Here is a 19,682-nt window from a genome sequence, read left to right on the forward strand (position 1 = left end):
CTTTTCTTGGTCGGTAGCTGGGCTGCTCCCTACCGACTCGCTCTCCTCTCTCCCCCCCCCCCCCCCCCCCCCCCCCCGCTCCCACCGTATGCCCCTCCCGCCATCAGGGACGTTGATCGACCAGCAACACGCTGGCCTATAAGGCTGTGCCAGACTTGTCCGGGTGTGGCGCGAGAATTAGATTAGCCAATAATCTCTGGCTTCAATCATAAGGGAAAAGTATGACGCTCACCGACCAGTCCACCCAGGTCCGCCCCGGCGAAGAACTCGATGCCGCTGTCATCGACCCTTATCTGAAGGCACACATTGCCGGCCTCAGCGGTACGCCGCAGATCAGCCAGTTCCCCGGCGGCGCTTCCAACCTGACCTACCTGGTGCAGTACCCCGGGCGCGAGTTCGTCCTGCGCCGCCCACCGTTCGGCCACAAAGCCAAATCGGCGCATGACATGGGCCGTGAGTTCCGCATTCTCAATCAGCTCAACAGCGGCTTCCCGTACTGCCCCAAGGCTTACGTGCATTGCACCGACGAGGCGCTGATCGGCGGCGAGTTCTACGTCATGGACCGGGTCAAGGGCATCATCCTGCGCTCGGACCTGCCGCCGGAACTGGGCCTGGATGCCGAACGCACCGAGGCACTGTGCAAGAGCTTTATCGAACGCATGGTCGAACTCCACCAGGTCGACTACAACGCCTGCGGCCTGGGCGACCTGGGCAAGCCTGAAGGCTACGTGCAGCGCCAGATCGAAGGCTGGAGCAGCCGCTATGAAAAGGCCCTGACCCCGGATGCGCCGCGCTGGGAAAAGGTCATCGCCTGGCTGCGTGAAAAAATGCCGGCCGATCACCCCAAGCCTGCCATCGTGCACAACGACTACCGCTTCGACAACGTCATCCTCGATGCCGAGAACCCGATGCGCATCATCGGCGTGCTCGACTGGGAAATGACCACCATCGGCGACCCGCTGATGGACCTGGGTAACACCCTGGCCTACTGGATCGAAGCCAATGACCCGGCACCGGTGCAACTGATGCGCCGTCAGCCGAGCAACGCCCCGGGCATGCTCACCCGCCAGCAGTTCGTCGACTACTACGCCGAGCGCGCCGGGATCAAAATCGACAACTACGACTTCTACTACACCTACGGCCTGTTCCGCCTGGCCGGGATCGTCCAGCAGATCTACTACCGCTTCTATCACGGCCAGACCCAGGACAAACGCTTCGCCCAGTTCATTCATATGAACAAACTGCTGGAGCACATGAGCCTGCAGGTCATCGCCAAATCCAGCCTCTGACGACTACAACAAGGAAAACACCATGTCCAAGACCCAACTGTTCGACCTCGACGGCAAGATCGCCTTTGTCTCCGGTGCCAGCCGCGGCATCGGCGAGGCCATTGCCCACCTGTTGGCCCAGCAAGGTGCGCACGTGATTGTCTCCAGCCGCAAGCTCGAAGGCTGCCAGCAGGTCGCCGACGCAATCGTTGCGGCCGGTGGCAAAGCCACGGCGATCGCCTGCCATATCGGTGAAATGGAGCAGATCGGCGCGGCATTTGCCGCGATCCGTGAACAGTTCGGCCGCCTCGACATCCTGGTCAATAACGCTGCGACCAACCCGCAGTTCTGCAACGTCCTGGACACCGACCTCGGCGCGTTCCAGAAAACCGTCGATGTGAACATCCGCGGCTACTTCTTCATGTCGGTCGAGGCCGGCAAGCTGATGCGTGAAAACGGCGGCGGCAGCATCATCAACGTCGCCTCGATCAACGGCGTTTCACCGGGCGTATTCCAGGGCATCTACTCGGTGACCAAGGCGGCGGTGATCAACATGACCAAGGTCTTCGCCAAGGAATGTGCGCCCTTTGGCATCCGCTGCAACGCCCTGCTGCCCGGCCTGACCGACACCAAATTCGCTTCGGCGCTGGTGAAGAACGACGCCATCCTCAACACCGCCCTGCAGCAGATCCCGCTCAAGCGCGTAGCCGATCCGAAAGAAATGGCTGGCGCGGTGCTGTACCTGGCCAGTGACGCCTCGAGCTACACCACCGGGGTTGCGCTGAATGTCGATGGCGGTTTCCTTTCCTGATCGCTGAGCAGCCTCAAGGAGCAAGCCCGCGCTGCTCGGCCAGCAGTTGCTGGATCACTTGCTCCTGGGCGTCGTAGGCGCCCTCGCCAAAGTGCACAAAGCGTACCTGGCCCTGGGCATCGACGAAGTAGTGAGCCGGCCAGAACTGATTGCCGAAGGCATTCCAGATCGCATAGCGATTGTCGATGGCCACCGGGTACTCGATGCCCAACTTGGCGACTTGCTCACGCACGTTGTCGATCTCGTTTTCGTAGTCGTATTCCGGGGTATGCACACCGATCACCACCAGGCCCTGATCGGCGTAGCGCTTGGCCCAGCGGTTGACGTACGGCAGGCTGCGCTGGCAGTTGACGCAGTCATAGGTCCAGAAGTCGACCAGCACCACCTTGCCCTTTAGCGCTTCGCGATCCAGCGCTGGCGAATTGAGCCACTGCACTGCACCGCTGAGCTCGGGCATCGGCCCCAGCGTATCCAGCTGCGACGGACCGGCGAACAAGCGCCCGCCCAGGCCCAGACCAACCACAGCAAGGGCCAGCGCCGCGGCCACAGCAACCCTGCGCCGGCTCGGATTCAGACGGCGCCAGGCGCCGCCCAGGTAAGTGAACATAGACATAAGCGACTCGCTCCTTGAGGCTGCTTAGCCGCCTTCGTGGCAGGCACCGGTGGCGTAGGTCTGGTACTGCAGGCTGTGCGGTTGGCCCTTGGAGTCCAGGTAGTCCATCTTCGCGGTGACCACACCACAAGCCTCGCCGTTGTTGTTTTCGTGGATGGACAGGACTTTCTTCACGTCCAGATGCTGGCCGTAATGATAGTTCTGCACGGGTATGCTGCTGTCGGCAAAGGCACTGAAGGCGCCGAAACCGAAGAGGGCGAACAGGCTGATGCGAGCCAGGGTCTTGATAGTCATGTCGAGTCTCCCAGGTGAAAATCTCACCCTCTGCCGGAGAGGAAGGGCCCTCCCCGTTGAGACCTATTTGAGGCGCGCAAGGTATCGCCGATGTGTCGGGAACAGCCTGCATTGCCTCTTCAGGTATCTGCCGCCACAACAGATACACTGCAATACAAACCCCGGCAGGCAAGCGCCACCGGGCTCTGTACACTTCAGGCCAAAGCGCTTGAACAGGAGCCGGGCATGGATCATATCGATCATGTGCTGATCGTCGACGACGATCGCGAAATCAGAGAACTGGTAGGCAACTACCTGAAGAAAAACGGGCTACGCACCACCATCGTCGCCGACGGCCGGCAGATGCGCGCCTTTCTGGAGTCGAATGTGGTCGACCTGATCGTGCTCGACATCATGATGCCCGGTGACGACGGTCTGGTGCTGTGCCGCGAGTTGCGCGCCGGCAAGCACAAGACCACGCCGGTGCTTATGCTGACCGCGCGCAATGACGAAACCGACCGCATCATCGGCCTGGAAATGGGCGCTGACGACTACCTGACCAAGCCCTTCTCGGCCCGTGAGCTGCTGGCGCGGATAAATGCCGTGCTGCGCCGCACGCGGATGCTGCCGCCGAACCTGACCATCAGCGAAAGCAGCCGTTTGATCGGCTTTGGCCATTGGCGCCTGGACACCACCGCCCGCCACCTGCTGGACCGCGACGGCACGCTGGTGGCCCTCAGTGGCGCCGAATACCGCTTGTTGCGGGTGTTTCTTGACCACCCACAGCGGGTGCTCAGCCGCGAACAGCTGCTCAACCTCACCCAGGGCCGCGAGGCGGACATCTTCGACCGCTCCATCGACCTGCTGGTCAGCCGCCTGCGCCAGCGCCTGCAGGACGATGCGCGCGAGCCGGCGTTCATTAAAACCGTGCGCAGCGAAGGCTACGTGTTCTCACTGCCGGTGCAACTGGTCGAGCCGCAGTCATGAGTACGCCACTGCGCTGGCCGCGGACCCTGGCCTCACGCCTGGCACTGATCTTCTTCACTGGCCTGGTGCTGGCCTATGGGTTGTCGTTCAGCTTTCAGTTCTATGAGCGCTATGTCAGCTCGCGTTCGATGATGCTCGGTAACCTGGAGCAGGATGTCTCTACCTCGGTGGCCATCCTCGACCGCTTGCCAGCCGCAGAGCGCGAGAGCTGGCTGCAGCGCCTGGAGCGGCGTAACTACCGCTACCGCCTGGATGAAGGCCTGCCGGGCCAGGCGTTGTCATTGCGCGACGCACCGATGGCGGCCGAGTCCATCGACAAAGCCATCGGCCATCAATACCCGTTGAGCTTCCAGACCATTCCCGGCCCTAATCCGCACTTTCAGGTGCACCTGCGCCTGGCCGATGGCAAACCGCTGACCGTAGACGTCACCCCGGCGTCCATACCGCTGTCGACCTGGTTGCCGGTGGTGCTGCTGATCCAGCTGGCACTCTTGCTGCTGTGCACCTGGCTGGCGGTGAAAACCGCGATCCGCCCGCTGACCCGCCTGGCTCATGCCGTGGACAGCCTCGACCCCAACGCCCCCGGTCCGCTGCTGGATGAAAGCGGCCCGCGCGAGGTGCGCTACGCGGCGGTGGCCTTCAACTCATTGCAGTCGCGTATTACCGCCTACCTCAAGGAACGCATGCAGCTACTCGCAGCGATTTCCCATGACCTGCAAACACCGATCACGCGGATGAAACTGCGGGTCGAGGTGATGGACCCCTCCCTCGAGAAAGACAAACTCTGGAGCGACCTGGAAGCCATGGAACACCTGGTGCGCGAGGGCGTGGCCTATGCGCGCAGCATCGACGGCAGCACCGAGGCCAGCTGCCGGGTCAAACTGGATGCCTTTCTCGACAGCCTGGTGCTCGACTACCAGGACAGCGGCCAGCAGGTGACCCTTGAAGCCTGTACGGACGCCGTCATCGATACCCGTCCACATGCCCTGCGCCGGATCCTGGTGAACCTGATCGACAATGCCCTGAAGTTTGCCGGTGCCGCGCAACTGGAAGTGGATTCCGCGGCGGGCCGTCGCACGTTTATCCGTGTGCTGGATAACGGCCCCGGGATTCCCGCCGATGAGCTGGACGAGGTGCTCAAGCCGTTCTACCGCGTCGAAGGCTCGCGCAATCGCACCACTGGTGGTACCGGCCTGGGCCTGGCCATCGCCCAGCAACTGACCCAGGCCATCGGCGGCAGCCTGACCCTGAGCAACCGTGCAGACGGTGGTTTGTGCGCGCAGATCGAACTGCCCGCACAGGTCGTGTAGCGCCCTCGGTACACAACGATACAGAACCCCGCGCTGACCGACACACTGCAGATAAACGCCCCAGAGAGACTTGCGCACAGATCCGGCGATGACACCCCGTCGTCACCCCCTGTCTCTGGAGCCTTCAATGAAACTCAGCGCCTTGCCCTCGGGCTGGAAACTGTTCGGTCTGCTGGCCGTGCTCACCCTGGCCATGACCGCCCTGATCCTGGCCGCGCAACCTTTGGGTTCGGACGGCCTGCGCAGCGCCATCCGCGCCACCGCCCGCAGCTCGTTCGCTCTGTTCCTGCTGACCTTTCTAGCCTCGTCGCTGGCCATCCTGGTGCCGGGAGACATGACCCGGCGGCTGGTGCGCGAGCGGCGTTACCTGGGCCTGGCGTTTGCCATCTCGCACACCGTGCACGGCGTGTTGATCTACCAGTATGCCCAGCAGTTTCCGGCGCTGTTCTGGGCCGGGCGCACGGTGACTTCCAGCTTGCCCGGCACTTTCGGCTACGTGTTCATCCTGTTGTTGACCCTGACCTCGTTCAAGGCTCCGATGCGCCTGCTCGGCTCGCAGGCCTGGAAGCGCCTGCACAGCACCGGTACCTGGGTCATCGCCCTGGTGTTCTGCCTGTCGTTCTACAAGCGCATTCCCATGGGCAGCTGGTACGTACTGGCCTTCTCGACGATGTTTGCCGCCATCGCCCTCAAACTCACCGCCAAGCTGGCTGTGCGTAGGCGTCGGGCGACAGCGGCAATTTCGTCCTGATCAAGGCGCCGGCAGTACCGCGGGCTTGTTGGCATCCTTGAGCAGGAACACTACGAACTTCGCCGGTTTGTCCTGGCTGGCATTACGCCCGACCGTGTGAATGTCGGCCGGGCCCTCATGAAAGGCCTGACCGGGCATCAAGGTGACTTCCTTGCCGCCCTGGACGCCCATGACCACCGAGCCCTCCAGCACATAGACAAAACCGTGAGCGTCATGACGGTGCACCGGGTCGGCGCCCCCTGGCGGATAGGCCACCTCCAGGATCAACACTTCCTTGCCCGGATAGTCAGGTAGCGCGTGGGTCATCACCGGGGTCACGGTGGGTGGTGGCGCGCTGGTGGTCGGAGTCTGGGCCTGAACGGCCGTGGCGCCGATCAAGGGTAAAAGCACAAGCAATGACTGGATGCGCATGATGCTCTCCTGGTCGATTCAGCGTTGCACAGGTGTGGTTTTCAACCATGTCTGGAAGTGCAGCGTGCCGGTGATCGCATCAGCGCCGGGCGTCAGCGAGTGGTCGTCGATCGGCGCGCCGAAATAGCTGGCCTGGGGATCGGCGATCACTTCGCGAGGGTCGTGCTGATACTGCAGATAGCTGCGCACGAACTCGACCAGCGGCTGGCGGTCAGGTCCTGCGACCTCAAAGGTACGATTGGCCGCAGGTTTATCGACAAGATCGGCCAGCGTTCTGGCGACATCCGCCGAGGCCACCGGCTGCAACGCGGCGGTGCTCAGGCACACACGGGTGCCGTCGACGCCGGAATAGGCGATCGCGCCCATGAATTCGAAAAACTGCGTGGCGCGCAGGAGGGTGTAAGGCACACCCGATTGTTTGACCAGGTTCTCCTGGGCCAGCTTGGCGCGAAAATACCCGCTGTCCTGCATGCGTTCGGTACCCACGACCGAGAGCGCAATGTGATGCTTCACCTGCGCGGCCTTTTCGGCGGCAACCAGGTTGCGCCCGCACGTTTCGAAGAAGCGCAGTACTGCAGAGTCTTCGAACGACGGCGAGTTCGCCACATCGACAACCACATCCGCGCCTTCCAACGCCTGCTCCAGGCCTTCACCGCTCAGGGCATTGACCCCGGTCTGCGGTGACGCGGCCAGCACCTTGTGCCCTTTCGCTCGCAAGTTCGCGCACAGCTGTGTACCGATCAGGCCGGTACCACCGATGACCACGACTTTCATGGCTGAGTCTCCCAAAATGGGGCGACGAGCGTGTCCGACGCCACGGGATGACTGCTTTAAACGGCGGCTAAGGGCCTGCTCGGGGGTATTTCAACCATCCATGATAGTCCGCCGTGCACGGGCGAGCGCAACGGCGGATCAGTGGTTACTGCAAGTTAGAAGCGCTCATCAAGGATTGCAGGCAGCGTCAGCTCCCGGACAAAACTGGCCGACGACAGGCTCAAGGCCATGCGCACCACCTGAACGACATCGTGTACCGGAATCAGCTGTCCCTCGCCCTCGCGTTCGGCCACTTCGCGCGGGGTGGCCAGGGAATCCTCGGTGTTCAAATAACCCAGGTTCAGGCAGGTCACCCCCAGGTGCTGCTGGCGATAGCCCTCGCGCAGGGCATCGGCAATGCCGCGCAAGGCGAATTTGGAGGCGCCAAAGGTGACCTCCGGACGCCCGCTCTGGGTAAGACCCGAGGTCGATCCGGTGAGGATGATGCGCGGTCGGGCGCTTTGCAGCAGGGTCGGCAGCAGCCGCTTGATCACCAGCAAGGTCGCGGTGATATTGCAACTGACGATAGCTTCGATCTGCTCATCGTCATCCATGAGAAAGTCGTACTCAGGGCTGAAGGCACGTTCTTCCCAGATCCCCAGGTTGTAAATCAGCGTGTCCAGCCCCTGCTCGGCCACCGCTTGCTCCAGTTGCTGCGCAGCGATCCGGGGCTGGCTCAGATCAGCAGCAACCCACTGCACTTGCACAGCGGGTTGCGCGCTGAGCCCTTCAGGCTTGCCGCGTGATACGCCGATCAGCGTATCACCGGCCTCGCCCAATCCCTCGATCAACGCCTTGCCCAAGCCTTTGCTGGCCCCTACCACCATGGTTCTCATCGCCTGTCTCCTGACGTGGCTGACTGTCTGAGTCGGGCATGGCAGCAGATCATGAATGGCTTAGCAAATGGCCAGCTGTGTCCAGATGTGTAGCTGCCAGGGCTACACCAGATAGCGCCGGAACCACGCCAGCGTTCGCTCCCAGGCCAGCTTCGCCGCAGCCTCGTCGTAACGCGGTGTGGTGTCGTTGTGAAAGCCATGATTGGCCCCAGGGTAGAAATAAGCCTCGAAGGTTTTGCCGGCCGCCTTCAGCGCCTGCTCATACGCCGGCCATCCCTCGTTGATGCGGGTATCCAGTTCTCCGTAGTGCAACAGCAAGGGCGCCTTGATCTTCGGTACGTCCTTGGCATCCGCCTGACGACCATAAAAAGGCACGGCCGCCGCCAGCTCCGGGTACGCCACCGCCGCCGCGTTAGCCACGCCACCGCCATAGCAAAAGCCGGTGATACCGACCTTGCCCGTGGTGGTGTCGTTTTTCATCAACCATTCGATGGCGGCGAAGAAATCGTTCATGAGTTTTTCCGGGTCGACCTTTTCCTGCAGGGCACGGCCCTTGTCGTCATCGCCCGGATAACCCCCTACCGAGGTCAGGCCGTCGGGCGCCAACGCCACAAACCCGGCTTTGGCCAGGCGCCGGGCGACGTCTTCGATGTAGGGATTCAGGCCGCGGTTCTCATGCACCACCACAACCCCGGGCACCTTGCCCGGGGCCTTGGCCGGGCGCACCAAGTAACCACGGACCTGGCCATGGCCTTTGGGCGACGGGTAAGTGATGTACTCGGCGACAATGTCCGGATCGGACGCCGGTACTTGTACGGCCAGCGCGTAGTTGGGGCTCAACGAGGCCAGCAACGTGCTGGCGGTCATCCCGGCCAGGGTGAAGGCCGCTGCGCGATCGAGGAACTCGCGGCGATTGATCTGACCATGGGCGTAGTAGTCGTAAAGTTCGAGCAGTTCAGGGGCGAAGTCTTTGGCAGTGAGACGTTCCATGGGCGCATGCTCTTGAGAGTGAGTCAGGGGCAAAGCAGGTCTGACTCATTAAAGCAGGCTTGCCGACCCATGGCCTGCCTCTGCTGCAGGCAGGAGAAAATCAATCATCGCTCTGACCCGCGACGGCACGTGCCGGGCATGGGGATAGATGAGCATGAAGGGGCGCGAGATGCCGCCAAAATCGCCAAGCACCTCGACCAACTGCCCGCTGTCGAGCTCCTGCTGCACGGTGAAGCGATAGGCTTGCATCAGCCCCGCCCCGCTTTTCACCAGGGTGACGGTTGCCAGGAAATCTTCCAGGCAGGTGTAGCTGCCTGAGGTCTCCACTTCTACCGGCTTGCCATCGAGGCGAAACGACCAGGTACTGACGCGCCCGCTGCTGGGCATTTCGAACTGGATACACTCGTGATCCTGCAGATCCTGGGGTGATGCAGGCGTCCCGGCGCGCCGCAAGTAGTCGGGTGTCGCTACCACTACCAGCTCGGCATCTTCCAGACGCCGGGCGATCAGGTTCGAGTCGGCGGGTTCACGCCCGCGGATCGCCAGGTCATAGCCCTCGTCGGCAAAGTCGATATTGCGGTTGCTGACGTGCACATCGATTCGCACCTGCGGGTAGCGCTGGCGAAACAGCGGCAAGCGCGGCAGCAGCCGGTAGTGGGCATAAGGCGTCGGCATGCTGATACGTAGCAAGCCCGACGGCACCACCTGTGCGCCGGTGATCTCACGTTCGGCGTCCACCAGTTGCGTCAGCGCCTGGCGGCATTGCTCGAAATAGCGCCGTCCACCTTCAGTCAGACGCACTTGGCGGGTAGTACGCACGAACAAGCGTACCCCAAGCCGCTCCTCCAGCCGGGCAACCGAACGACTTACCGCTGCGGGCGTCACGCCCGCCTGTGCCGCAGCTGCGGTGAAACTGCTGGTCTCGGCCGCCAGGCAGAACAGCTCGATGCTACCCAGTTGAATATCGTTGAAAAGGCGGGTCATAACGGCTCTATTGATTACATGACGTATCTATTCAAGTTCCATGCACACCATTTTTCAAGCTCTAATTGCCAATTAAAGTGAGCTCCACTTACCGGACACACCGTCTGAACATTCGGAGATCGATCATGAGCAGCAAAAAAACCGTCATCGTCACCGGCGCTTCGAGCGGTCTGGGTTTTGCCATTGCCAAGGCCTACCTTGAGCGCGGCGACAACGTCGTAGGCAATGCCCGGACCCTGGCACGGTTGCAGGAGGCTGCAGCGAAACTGGGCAACCCGGCAAACTTCCTGCTGGTCGAGGGCGACATCTCCCTGCCGGAAACGGCCCAGAAGCTGTTCGCCCAGGCCATCGAAGCCTTCGGCAAGGTCGACGTGCTGGTCAACAACGCCGGCATCTTTATCGCCAAACCCGTGGCCGACTACACCCCGGCCGACATCGAGGCCATCGTCGACACCAACCTCAAAGGCTTCGTTTATCCCGCTCAGGCGGCCGCGCAACATATGTCGCAGAACGGCGCCGGGCATATTATCGCCATTACCGCCTCCATCGCCTTGCAGCCCAACACCAAGGTACCGGCGCTGCTGCCGGTGCTGATCAAAGGTGGTCTGAACCAGGCGGTACGCGCCCTGGCGCTGGAACTGGCGTCTGCGCAGGTACAGGTCAATGCCGTGGCCCCAGGGATCATCGACACCCCACTGCATGGCGATGACCCGCAGGTGCGCGCGGCACTCAAGGCCCTGGCCCCGACCGGCCAGATCGGCACACCCGAGGATGTGGTCGATGCGGTGCTTTACCTGAGCGACTCGCGTTTTGTCACCGGTACTGTTATCGCTGTAGACGGTGGCTCGGCCACCGGCGTCTGGTAATCAATCGGAGGAAAACTGTCATGCCTTATGTACATATCCGGGTCACCCAGGAAGGCGTCAGCGCCGAGCAAAAGCGCGAGCTGATCGAAGGGACTACCGAACTGCTGTTTCGGGTGCTGAACAAACCGCCGGCCTCGACCTTCGTGGTGATCGAGGAAGTGCCGACCGACAATTGGGGCGTCGGCGGCGAGACGGTGACGGCGCGGCGCAAGCGCGAGCAGCAGATAACCGGCTGACCTGGAACACCCGGCCCCAGCGCTGAATACAGATCTGCCCATGGCGGACCTGTATTCAGCCCGTCGGCGTATCTGCTAGCCTCACCCCCTCCCTTCACGCCTACAGACCCTTTGCAAATGCCCCTTGCCCTGATCGGTAGCACCGTCGAACTCCAGCCATTACATATCGACCACGCCCCTCACCTGCTGGCCGCAGCCGCCGATGGCGAACTGTGGAACCTCAAGGTCACCAACGTACCCGGTCCGGATACGGTCGAGCAGTACATCGCCACGGCCCTGGCTGGCCAGCAGGCCGGCACGGTGCTGCCGTTTGCCATTGTCCTGCGCGACAGCGGCAAGGTGGTCGGTTCCACGCGTTTGTGGAAGATCGACCGGCACAACCGCAAGCTGGAGATCGGCCACACCTGGCTCAGTGCGTCGGTGCAGCGCTCCGGCGTCAACACTGAGGCCAAGTATCTGTTGCTTACCCATGCCTTCGAGGCGCTGCAGTGCGTGCGTGTGCAGTTCAGCACCGATGTCCTCAACGATAAGTCCCGCGCCGCGATCCTGCGTATCGGCGCCACTGAAGAAGGTATCGTGCGTCACGAACGGATCATGGCGGACGGGCGCAAGCGCGATACCCGGCGCTTCAGCATCATCGACCCGGAGTGGCCGGCGGTGAAGCAGCACCTGCAGGGCTTGCTCAGGCGCACCTGAGGACGCTCGCTCAAGTCGATTGAACTCCCACCCCTGCGGCCTTTCCCAATGCTAAGGAAATGCACAAAAGCCGCAGGCCATTGCCATGTCCAAGCCCTTGCAGGAATACGCGCGCAAGCGCAATTTCGACGCCACCCCGGAACCTGCCGGCACGCACGCCCGTGGCAAGCAGCCCGCACACGCGCTGCAGTACTGCATCCAGAAACACGACGCCAGCCACCTGCACTATGACTTTCGCCTGGAGCTGGACGGCACTCTGAAGAGCTGGGCAATCCCCAAGGGACCATCGCTAGATCCCAAGATCCGGCGCCTGGCGGTGCATGTCGAAGACCACCCGCTGGACTACGCCAACTTCGAAGGGCAAATCCCCGAAGGTCATTACGGCGCCGGTGACGTCATCGTCTGGGACCGTGGCGTATGGATTCCCGAAGAAGACCCGCACAAGGCCTACGCCAAAGGCAAACTGCGCTTTCGCCTGCAGGGCGAGAAGCTCGCGGGCATCTGGAGCCTGTTTCGCACGCACCTGGCCGGCAAGAAAGAGCAGTGGCTGCTGGTCAAATCCGACGATGCCCAGGCGCGCCCGCAAACCGACTATGACGTTCTCCAGGCCGAGCCCGACAGTGTGCTCAGCGAGCGTACCCTGATCGAGCGCAAGTCCAAGCAAGCCGGTAAAAGCAAAGCCGCGACCAAGGCCCTCAGCGGCGCAAAAAAAGCCGCCCTGCCCGCCACCCTTAAACCCGAACTGGCCACTCTGGTGGAGTCGCCTCCCGAGGGCGACTGGCGTTACGAGGTCAAGTTCGACGGTTACCGCATTCTGGCCCGCATTGAACACGGTAAGGTGCGCCTGTTCACCCGTAACGGCCATGACTGGACAGCAAAACTACCAAGGCAGGCCAAGGCCCTGGCCAGGCTCGAGCTGCAATCGGCCTGGCTGGACGGTGAAATGGTGGTGGCCAACGAGCACGGCGTGGCCGACTTCCAGGCCCTGCAGAATGCCTTCGATGAAGCCCGCGATGAACAGATCATCTACTACCTGTTCGACCTGCCCTTCCTCAACGGCATGGACCTGCGCCAATGCCCCCTGCAACAGCGGCGTGCAGCTTTGGCGACAGTCCTGGAAAAAGCCGATCCCGAGCGCCTGCGCTTTTCCGCCGACTTCGACGAAGCGGTCGATTCACTGCTCGCCAGTGCCTGCAAGATGGGTATGGAAGGCTTGATCGGCAAGCGTACGGACAGCACTTACCTGAACCGCCGCAGCAGCGACTGGATCAAGCTCAAATGCCAGCAGCGCCAGGAGTTCGTGATTGTCGGCTTCACCGACCCCAAGGGCTCACGCGCAGCCTTCGGCGCCCTGCTGCTAGCCCTGCATGACCCGGACAGCGGAGAGCTGCGCTACGCTGGAAAAGTAGGCACAGGATTCAACAGCAGCACCCTCAGCCATCTCCACCAGCGCCTGGCGCCGCTGGAAGTGGCCAGGCCGCAGATCAGCAAGCCACCCCAAGGCGCTGACACCAAGGGGGTGCACTGGCTGAAACCGCAGCTGTTGGCTGAAGTGGCCTACGCGCAGATGACCCGCGACGGCGTGGTCCGCCATTCGGTGTTCCATGGCCTGCGCGACGACAAGCCGGCCCGCGCCATCGGCCTGGAGCAACCCGTGAAAACCCCGGCAAGCCCCCCCGCCCTGCACCTCACCCACCCGGAGCGCATCGTCGATGCCAGCAGCGGCATCAACAAGCGTCAGGTGGCCGAGTATTACGCCCTGGTCGCGCCGTGGATCCTGCCGCACCTCAAGCGCCGCCCCGTGGCCCTGGTGCGCGCGCCTGATGGTTTAGCCGGTGAGCTGTTCTTCCAGAAGAATGCCGCGCAGCTGAACATCCCCGGCCTGGAAAGCCATGACAAAGCCGAGGCCGGCCAGGCGCTGATGATCATCGACCAGGCCGACACCCTGCTCGGCGCCGTGCAGATGAACACCCTCGAACTGCATACCTGGAACGCAACGGCCAAGGACTTCGACAAGCCCGACCGTTTCATCCTCGACCTCGACCCCGACCCGGCACTGCCGTGGAAAGCCATGCTCGAAGCCACCCAACTGACCCTGGCGCTGCTCGACGAACTAGGCCTGCAAGCCTTTCTCAAGACCAGTGGCGGCAAGGGCATGCACATCGTCGTGCCGCTGACCCGCCGAACGGGCTGGGACGAGGTCAAGGCGTTCAGCCAGGCCATCGTCCAGCACATGGCCGGGTTGTTTCCGGAGCGTCTGTCGGCGGTCTCCGGGCCGAAGAACCGGGTCGGCCGGATTTTTATCGACTACCTGCGCAACAGCAAGGGCGCAACCACCGTATGCGCCTATTCGATCAGGGCGCGCGAAGGCTTGCCGGTGTCAGTGCCGATTCGCCGCGACGAGCTGACCACCCTCAAGGGCGCCAACCAGTGGACCCTGCGCAACCTCGCTGAACGCCTGGCAGAAGGCGAGGATCCCTGGGCCGGCTATGACCAGGTACGCCAGTCCATCAGCAAGGACCTGCGCCGGCGCCTGGGGCTGGACAACAGCACCACGCATAACTGCCCTTCCACCCGGGAGTCGAGCCGATGAACACAGCTGCCCCCGCTGCACCGTTCCTGCAGGAATTCGCCCTGCGGCCCCAGGCCCTGAACATTGACCGCCATTTGCAGCGCTGTCTGGAGCAGTGCCGGGAAAACGGTCTCGATCAGTTGCCGCTGCCCGGCCATGGCCGCACCCTGCAACGCTGGCAGGGGCTGGCGCAGATCGCCGCAGTCGACCTGAACCTGGCCAAGCTGTTCGAAGGCCATACCGATGCCCTGGCCATCCTGCATGAGTGCGGTGCCAGTCATGTGGAGACAAGCGGTAACTGGGGGGTGTGGGCTGCCGAGCCGCCGAACGCCAGGGTGCGTATCGTCGCCCGCGACGGTAATGAAGTGCACTTGCAGGGACGCAAAGCCTGGTGCTCAGGCGCCTTGCAGATCGACCGTGCACTGCTCACCGCCTGGGATGAACAGGAGCGTCCGTACCTGGTGGCGGTTGCGCTGAACCAGCCTTCGCTGCGGATTTTCAATGAGGCCTGGCAGGCGGTCGGCATGGCCAGCACTGCCAGCGTCGACATCGAGTTCGCCGACACGCCAGCGCAACTGGTCGGCAGCAGTGGCCAGTACCTGTCGCGCCCGGGTTTCTGGCATGGCGGCGGAGGTATCGCGGCCTGCTGGTACGGTGCGGCGCAAGCCTTGGGCAGCTATTTACTTGAGCACTGCAAAAACCGTGATGAGCCCCACGCCCTCGCTCATCTGGGCGCGGTAGACGCTGCTTTGAGCGGTGCGCGAACGGCGCTGCGGGAAACCGCCGCCTGGATCGACGGCCACCCCGGCAGCCCTGGCGAAGCCGAAGTGCGGCGCCTGCGTGCCCAGGTCGAATCCGCCGCCAACACTGTGCTCCACCATGTCGGCCGGGCATTGGGCGCGACGCCCTTCTGCCACAACAGTCATTTTGCCCGCCTCAGTGCCGACCTGCCGGTGTTTCTGCGCCAGAGCCATGCCGAACGCGACCTGGCCGAACTGGGCCGGCAATTGACCGAAGCACCCGACGGAGGCTGGCAGCTATGACCCTGCAGCAGCCACACAATCCGCTCAAGGGTCACGGGACGCCGCTGTCCCAGTGGCAGGCCTCGCCCACCCTGCAAGCAGTGCCGGCCATCAGCCATGAACAACTGGTGCCCCTGACCTGTCGGCTGGTGGTCGTCGCCCCGCACCCGGATGACGAAGTGCTCGGCTGTGGCGGTGTGCTGGCCGGCATGCGTGGCCGCGAAGCTGACTTACTGTTGGTGTCGGTCAGCGACGGCGAAGCCAGCCACCCACAGTCCCGCCATTGGACCAGTGAGCGCCTGCGCCAGCAGCGTCCACGGGAGAGTGCCGACGCCCTGCGCCGCCTGGGCCTGGACCTGACGCGCCTGACCTGGTTGCGCCTGGGCCTGCCTGACAGCGCCGTGGCCAACCATGAACGCGGGCTGGCCGAACGCCTGGTGCAGTTGCTGCGCGCCAACGACAGGGTACTGACAACCTGGCGCCTGGATGGCCACTGCGATCATGAAGCGGTGGGCCGTGCCTGTGCCCGGGCCTGCGAAACCGTGGGCGCGCGCTTGATCGAAGTACCGGTCTGGGCCTGGCACTGGGCCCAGCCGAGCGACCCGCGCCTGCCCTGGCCGCATGCGCAAAAGCTGTTCCTCGACCGCGCCGTGCTGGCCCTCAAGCAGCAGGCCATCACCGCACATACCAGCCAACTACAGGCAGACGGCGAAACACCGCCGGTGCTTGATTCCGAGGCATTGGCGCGCTGGCTGCAACCGTTCGAACTGGTGTTCACATGAGCGTGCCGGCGAGCTACTTCGAGCAACTCTTTGCGCACAACGACGACCCCTGGGCAATGCGCACGCGCTGGTACGAAAAACGCAAACGCGAGCTGCTGCTGGCCTGCCTGCCGCGCCAGTACTACGCGCGTGTGTTCGAACCGGCCTGCGCCAATGGCGAACTCAGCGCCGGGCTTGCCGAGCGCGCCGAGTGCCTGCTATGTCAGGACCTCAATGCCACGGCGGTGCAACTGGCGGTCGAGCGTCTGCGGCCCTGGTCTCACGTTCGGGTCGAACAGGGTTGCCTGCCAGGCGACTGGCCGGCGGGTGAGTTCGACCTCATCGTCCTCAGCGAGATCGGTTACTACCTGGACCCGACCCAGTGGCTGGAAGTACTTGAACACGCGCACGCCAGCCTGAGCGCCGAAGGTGCCTTGCTCCTGTGCCACTGGCTGCACCCGATCGACGGCTGCCCGCAAACCGGCCATCAGGTGCATGACCTGCTGGCCCGGCGCTTGCCGCTGTACCGCAGCCTGCGTCATGAAGAAGCCGACTTTCTACTCGAGTACTGGTGCGTCAAACCCTCAGCCATCGACCTGGACGAGCCCTGCCTATGATTGCCGTGATCGTGCCTGCGCATAACGAAGAACAACTGCTGGCCTCCTGCCTGCGGGCGTTGGGCCGGGCAGCCCGGGCAGTGTCGTCAATGGCTGAACAGGTGCAGGTACTGGTGGTGCTCGACGATTGCAACGATGCCAGTGAAGCCGTTGTCCGCGCGCATGGCCTGGAAGCGCTCAAGGTCAGCGCCCGCAATGTCGGCCACGCCAGACGCGCCGGCGCTGCGTTGATGCTCGAACGGGGTGCGCGCTGGCTGGCCTTCACCGACGCCGACAGCTGTGTGCCGGTGAACTGGTTGCGCTGTCAGCTGGCCTTCGCCGCCGATGCCGTGTGCGGCACTGTGCATGTCGCCAACTGGTTGCCACACCAGGACGCGGCGCTGCGCGAGCGCTATCTGGCCCACTATCAGGCCTGCGAAGGTCATCGCCATATCCATGGCGCCAACCTGGGCATCTGCGCCCGCGCCTACGAACACGTCGGCGGCTTCAAGGCCCTGGCGCTGCATGAGGACGTGCAACTGGTCCACGACCTGCAACAGCGCGGTGCGCAGATTGTCTGGACCGCACGTAACAGCGTGTCCACCAGCGCTCGCCGCGATTGCCGGGTGCGTGGCGGCTTCGGCGATTTTCTCAACAACCTGGACGGTCCGGCTCCGGTGTAGCCAGCCATGCCTTGATGAAGTCGATCCAGCTACGCACTTTGCGCGGCACATGGCGGCTGGGCGGATACAGTGCGTAGACACTCTGGCGCGGAAAGCGGTAGCCGGGCAAGCCATCGATCAGCCGCCCACTGTCCAGATCTTCCGCCACCAGCCAATCCGGTAACAAGGCCACACCGGCGCCCTGCAAGGCGAAAGCGTGCAGAATCGATGCGTTGTCGGCCACCAGCAAAGACGCACCTTGTGCTTCGTATACCGCGCTGCGCCCCTGGTCATCGAGCAGCTCCCAGCGATTGTTTTGCTCGAAGCGGCTGTGCACCAGTTGGACCAGCCCGGCAAGCTGCTGCGGCGCATTGATGACCGACTTGCCGTGTGCCGCCAGCAGACTCGGCGCCAGCACCAGGCGCACGTCATAGGTCGCCAGGCACACACCCCGGTAACCGGAATCGTGGGGCTGGCCGAGGCGAATAGCGACATCGAAGCGCTCGCGCACCAGATCGACCTGGGCGCTGTGGGTTTCCAGGCGCACGCTAAGGTCCGGGTGTTCCCGGCAGAAGGCCTGCAGCGCCGGTGCGAGCACTTTCGCGCCGTACTCCACCGTCGAGGCAATGCGCAGACAGCCCTGCAGGCCGCCGTGCTCGGCGCGGGCTTCATCGATGGCAATGCGGGCTTCTTCAACCACCTGCAGGCAACGCTGATAAAAGCGCTCACCGGCATCGGTGAGGGCGATACGGCGCGTGGTTCGGGTCAACAAAGTCACGCCCAGTTCGGCTTCCAGCTGTTTGATGTTGAAGCTGACGGCTGCGCGGGTTTGCTGCAAGCGCTCGGCAGCGCCGGTGAAGGAGCCGGCCTGGACTACCGCGCAAAACAATTCGAATCGGTCGAGACTGACCATGGAGCAGGTTCGCTATTGTCAAAATAATTCGACCAATTTGACGCCTATTGCACCCCTTATTCAAGCGGCTGCATGCCTCTAGACTGCGCCTTTCTCCCGTCCGTCGAAGCCGTCATGCCCTATCGCTCGAAAGTCACTCTGGTCTACTTGCTGGGTTTTACCCTGGACCTGCTCAACATGTTTGCCCTCAATGCGGCCTACCCGCTACTCGGGCGAGAGCTGCACGCTTCGGTGGCGCAACTGAGCTGGACCAGCAACCTGTACATGCTCGGCCTGACCCTGGTGATCCCTTTGGGCAACTGGCTTGCCAGCCGTCTGGGTGAACGCACCACACTGCTGTTGTCGCTGACGCTGTTCGGCCTTGGTTCGGCGCTGGCCGGGAGTGCAGAAACGATTGGCAGCCTGCTTGGCTGGCGGCTGTTGCAGGGGCTTGGCGGCGGTTTGCTGATTCCGGTCGGCCAGGCCATGGCCTATCGGCTGTACCCTCCCGACCAACGCCGTCACCTGACCTCGTTGGTGATGATGGTGGGCTTACTGGTGCCGGCCTTGTCACCCGCTCTGGGCGGAGTGGTGGTTGATCATGCCTCGTGGCGCTGGATCTTTTTCGCCATGCTGCCGCTGACCTTGCTGACCGCGGTGCTGGTACTTGCCTGGTTACCCGCACGCCAGCCATTGCCTGCTGCTCAACCGCTGCTGAGCCTGCGCCTGCTCGGCCAGCCGTTACTGCGTACCGCCATGCTGATTTACCTGTGCGTACCCGGGGTGTTTATCGGTACCAACCTGGTGGCGGCGCTGTACCTGCAACAACAGCTTGGAATCAGCGCGACAGTAACCGGTGCGCTGATGCTGCCGTGGGCGCTCGGCGCGCTGGCCGCCATCGGCTTTGTGCGCTGGCGCTTTACCCGGCTGGGGCCACGGCTGTTGCTCAGTGCCGGCATGCTCATTCAGTGCACGGCACTGCTGTGGCTGGCGCTGCCCTGGGGCGCTACTCACCCTGCAGCTCTGCTCAGTATCTTCGCCCTCCTCGGCCTGGGCAGCAGCCTGTGTAGCAGCAGCGCGCAAAACCTGGCGTTCCTGACCATACCACCCGAGCAAATGGGCCAGGCCAGCGCCCTGTGGAACCTCAATCGACAGCTGAGCTTTTGCCTCGGCGTAGCGCTGCTGGGTGCCGTACTCAACCAGCTGCTGCCTGCACCCGCAGCGTTCCAGCAAACCTTCCTGGTGGCCGCGCTGCTGACCCTGTTGCCGCTGCCGATGGTGATAAAACTTCCCAAGGCCTGCACGTTGCAGGGCTTAATCCGTTGTTCCTGA

General features: G+C 63.2%; 22 protein-coding genes. 14 read left to right on the forward strand and 8 right to left on the reverse strand.

Annotation, left to right across the window (positions count from 1 at the left end; all coding sequences use genetic code 11):
- The first annotated feature begins 221 nt into the window (after positions 1 to 221).
- Together ACO6VD_RS12335 and ACO6VD_RS12340 are read left to right on the forward strand one after the other, a co-directional pair.
- Entirely contained in the window at positions 222 to 1,289 is a 1,068-nt protein-coding gene (locus tag ACO6VD_RS12335; RefSeq protein WP_422419380.1) for a phosphotransferase family protein, read from the forward strand.
- 22 nt (positions 1,290 to 1,311) lie between these two features.
- Positions 1,312 to 2,079 (forward strand): SDR family oxidoreductase, encoded by a 768-nt coding sequence (locus ACO6VD_RS12340; RefSeq protein WP_422419382.1) that lies wholly within the window; start codon positions 1,312 to 1,314, stop codon positions 2,077 to 2,079.
- Between the two features lie 13 nt (positions 2,080 to 2,092).
- On the opposite strand, the gene ACO6VD_RS12345 is transcribed toward ACO6VD_RS12340, so the two are convergent.
- Both ACO6VD_RS12345 and ACO6VD_RS12350 read right to left on the reverse strand, forming a co-directional pair.
- A complete protein-coding gene (locus tag ACO6VD_RS12345) occupies positions 2,093 to 2,686 on the reverse strand; it encodes a thioredoxin family protein (protein ID WP_422419625.1) in 594 nt (197 codons plus the stop codon).
- A gap of 30 nt (positions 2,687 to 2,716) precedes the next feature.
- Positions 2,717 to 2,986, reverse strand: a complete 270-nt coding sequence (locus ACO6VD_RS12350) for a DUF2790 domain-containing protein (protein ID WP_038611538.1) — start codon at positions 2,984 to 2,986, stop codon at positions 2,717 to 2,719.
- 225 nt (positions 2,987 to 3,211) lie between these two features.
- Between ACO6VD_RS12350 and ACO6VD_RS12355 the strand changes: the two genes are divergently transcribed.
- The 3 genes from ACO6VD_RS12355 (at position 3,212) to ACO6VD_RS12365 (ending at position 6,013) form a co-directional block, all read left to right on the forward strand.
- The gene (locus ACO6VD_RS12355) at positions 3,212 to 3,952 is read left to right on the forward strand and encodes a response regulator (protein WP_422419384.1); all 741 of its coding nucleotides are present in this window, start codon (positions 3,212 to 3,214) and stop codon (positions 3,950 to 3,952) included.
- An 8-nt stretch (positions 3,953 to 3,960) separates the two neighbouring features.
- The gene (locus ACO6VD_RS12360) at positions 3,961 to 5,262 is read left to right on the forward strand and encodes an ATP-binding protein (RefSeq protein ID WP_422419626.1); all 1,302 of its coding nucleotides are present in this window, start codon (positions 3,961 to 3,963) and stop codon (positions 5,260 to 5,262) included.
- A 127-nt stretch (positions 5,263 to 5,389) separates the two neighbouring features.
- The gene (locus ACO6VD_RS12365; RefSeq protein WP_422419386.1) at positions 5,390 to 6,013 is read left to right on the forward strand and encodes a hypothetical protein; all 624 of its coding nucleotides are present in this window, start codon (positions 5,390 to 5,392) and stop codon (positions 6,011 to 6,013) included.
- Here ACO6VD_RS12365 and ACO6VD_RS12370 read toward each other — a convergent pair whose 3' ends face one another.
- From ACO6VD_RS12370 to ACO6VD_RS12390, 5 genes are all read right to left on the reverse strand, one after another.
- Complete coding sequence (locus tag ACO6VD_RS12370) at positions 6,014 to 6,424, reverse strand: cupin domain-containing protein (protein ID WP_422419388.1); 411 nt, start codon at positions 6,422 to 6,424, stop codon at positions 6,014 to 6,016.
- Positions 6,425 to 6,442: 18 nt separating this feature from the next.
- Positions 6,443 to 7,198, reverse strand: a complete 756-nt coding sequence (locus tag ACO6VD_RS12375) for an SDR family oxidoreductase (RefSeq protein ID WP_422419390.1) — start codon at positions 7,196 to 7,198, stop codon at positions 6,443 to 6,445.
- A gap of 155 nt (positions 7,199 to 7,353) precedes the next feature.
- Positions 7,354 to 8,073 (reverse strand): SDR family oxidoreductase, encoded by a 720-nt coding sequence (locus tag ACO6VD_RS12380; RefSeq protein WP_422419392.1) that lies wholly within the window; start codon positions 8,071 to 8,073, stop codon positions 7,354 to 7,356.
- Positions 8,074 to 8,175: 102 nt separating this feature from the next.
- Positions 8,176 to 9,063: a YghX family hydrolase gene (gene yghX, locus ACO6VD_RS12385; RefSeq protein ID WP_422419394.1), complete on the reverse strand. Its 888-nt coding sequence runs from the start codon at positions 9,061 to 9,063 to the stop codon at positions 8,176 to 8,178.
- Positions 9,064 to 9,111: 48 nt separating this feature from the next.
- Positions 9,112 to 10,047, reverse strand: a complete 936-nt coding sequence (locus ACO6VD_RS12390) for a LysR family transcriptional regulator (RefSeq protein WP_422419395.1) — start codon at positions 10,045 to 10,047, stop codon at positions 9,112 to 9,114.
- A gap of 125 nt (positions 10,048 to 10,172) precedes the next feature.
- Between ACO6VD_RS12390 and ACO6VD_RS12395 the strand changes: the two genes are divergently transcribed.
- From ACO6VD_RS12395 to ACO6VD_RS12430, 8 genes are all read left to right on the forward strand, one after another.
- Positions 10,173 to 10,913: an SDR family NAD(P)-dependent oxidoreductase gene (locus tag ACO6VD_RS12395; protein WP_422419396.1), complete on the forward strand. Its 741-nt coding sequence runs from the start codon at positions 10,173 to 10,175 to the stop codon at positions 10,911 to 10,913.
- A gap of 20 nt (positions 10,914 to 10,933) precedes the next feature.
- Positions 10,934 to 11,149 (forward strand): tautomerase family protein, encoded by a 216-nt coding sequence (locus ACO6VD_RS12400; protein ID WP_422419398.1) that lies wholly within the window; start codon positions 10,934 to 10,936, stop codon positions 11,147 to 11,149.
- Between the two features lie 117 nt (positions 11,150 to 11,266).
- The gene (locus tag ACO6VD_RS12405; protein ID WP_422419400.1) at positions 11,267 to 11,845 is read left to right on the forward strand and encodes a GNAT family N-acetyltransferase; all 579 of its coding nucleotides are present in this window, start codon (positions 11,267 to 11,269) and stop codon (positions 11,843 to 11,845) included.
- A gap of 85 nt (positions 11,846 to 11,930) precedes the next feature.
- Positions 11,931 to 14,438 carry a DNA ligase D gene (gene ligD / locus ACO6VD_RS12410; RefSeq protein ID WP_422419401.1) on the forward strand — a complete coding sequence of 836 codons (2,508 nt, stop codon included), beginning with the start codon at positions 11,931 to 11,933 and terminating at the stop codon, positions 14,436 to 14,438.
- Positions 14,435 to 15,460 carry an acyl-CoA dehydrogenase gene (locus tag ACO6VD_RS12415; protein WP_422419403.1) on the forward strand — a complete coding sequence of 342 codons (1,026 nt, stop codon included), beginning with the start codon at positions 14,435 to 14,437 and terminating at the stop codon, positions 15,458 to 15,460. The genes ligD and ACO6VD_RS12415 overlap by 4 nt, the downstream gene beginning before the upstream one ends.
- Positions 15,457 to 16,221, forward strand: coding sequence for a PIG-L deacetylase family protein (locus ACO6VD_RS12420; protein ID WP_422419405.1), 765 nt, complete (start codon positions 15,457 to 15,459; stop codon positions 16,219 to 16,221). The genes ACO6VD_RS12415 and ACO6VD_RS12420 overlap by 4 nt, the downstream gene beginning before the upstream one ends.
- Positions 16,218 to 16,817 carry a class I SAM-dependent methyltransferase gene (locus ACO6VD_RS12425; protein WP_422419407.1) on the forward strand — a complete coding sequence of 200 codons (600 nt, stop codon included), beginning with the start codon at positions 16,218 to 16,220 and terminating at the stop codon, positions 16,815 to 16,817. Before ACO6VD_RS12420 ends, ACO6VD_RS12425 begins: the two co-directional genes overlap by 4 nt.
- On the forward strand, positions 16,814 to 17,479 hold the full coding sequence (locus ACO6VD_RS12430; protein WP_422419409.1) for a glycosyltransferase: 666 nt from the start codon (positions 16,814 to 16,816) through the stop codon (positions 17,477 to 17,479). Before ACO6VD_RS12425 ends, ACO6VD_RS12430 begins: the two co-directional genes overlap by 4 nt.
- On the opposite strand, the gene ACO6VD_RS12435 is transcribed toward ACO6VD_RS12430, so the two are convergent.
- Positions 17,448 to 18,371 carry a LysR substrate-binding domain-containing protein gene (locus ACO6VD_RS12435; protein WP_422419411.1) on the reverse strand — a complete coding sequence of 308 codons (924 nt, stop codon included), beginning with the start codon at positions 18,369 to 18,371 and terminating at the stop codon, positions 17,448 to 17,450. The genes ACO6VD_RS12430 and ACO6VD_RS12435 overlap by 32 nt on opposite strands.
- Positions 18,372 to 18,485: 114 nt before the next feature.
- On the opposite strand from ACO6VD_RS12435, the gene ACO6VD_RS12440 reads away from it, so the two are divergent.
- On the forward strand, positions 18,486 to 19,682 hold the full coding sequence (locus ACO6VD_RS12440) for an MFS transporter (RefSeq protein WP_422419627.1): 1,197 nt from the start codon (positions 18,486 to 18,488) through the stop codon (positions 19,680 to 19,682).

The organism is Pseudomonas sp. GZD-222, assembly GCF_049310525.1.
In the GTDB taxonomy this organism is placed as follows: domain Bacteria; phylum Pseudomonadota; class Gammaproteobacteria; order Pseudomonadales; family Pseudomonadaceae; genus Aquipseudomonas.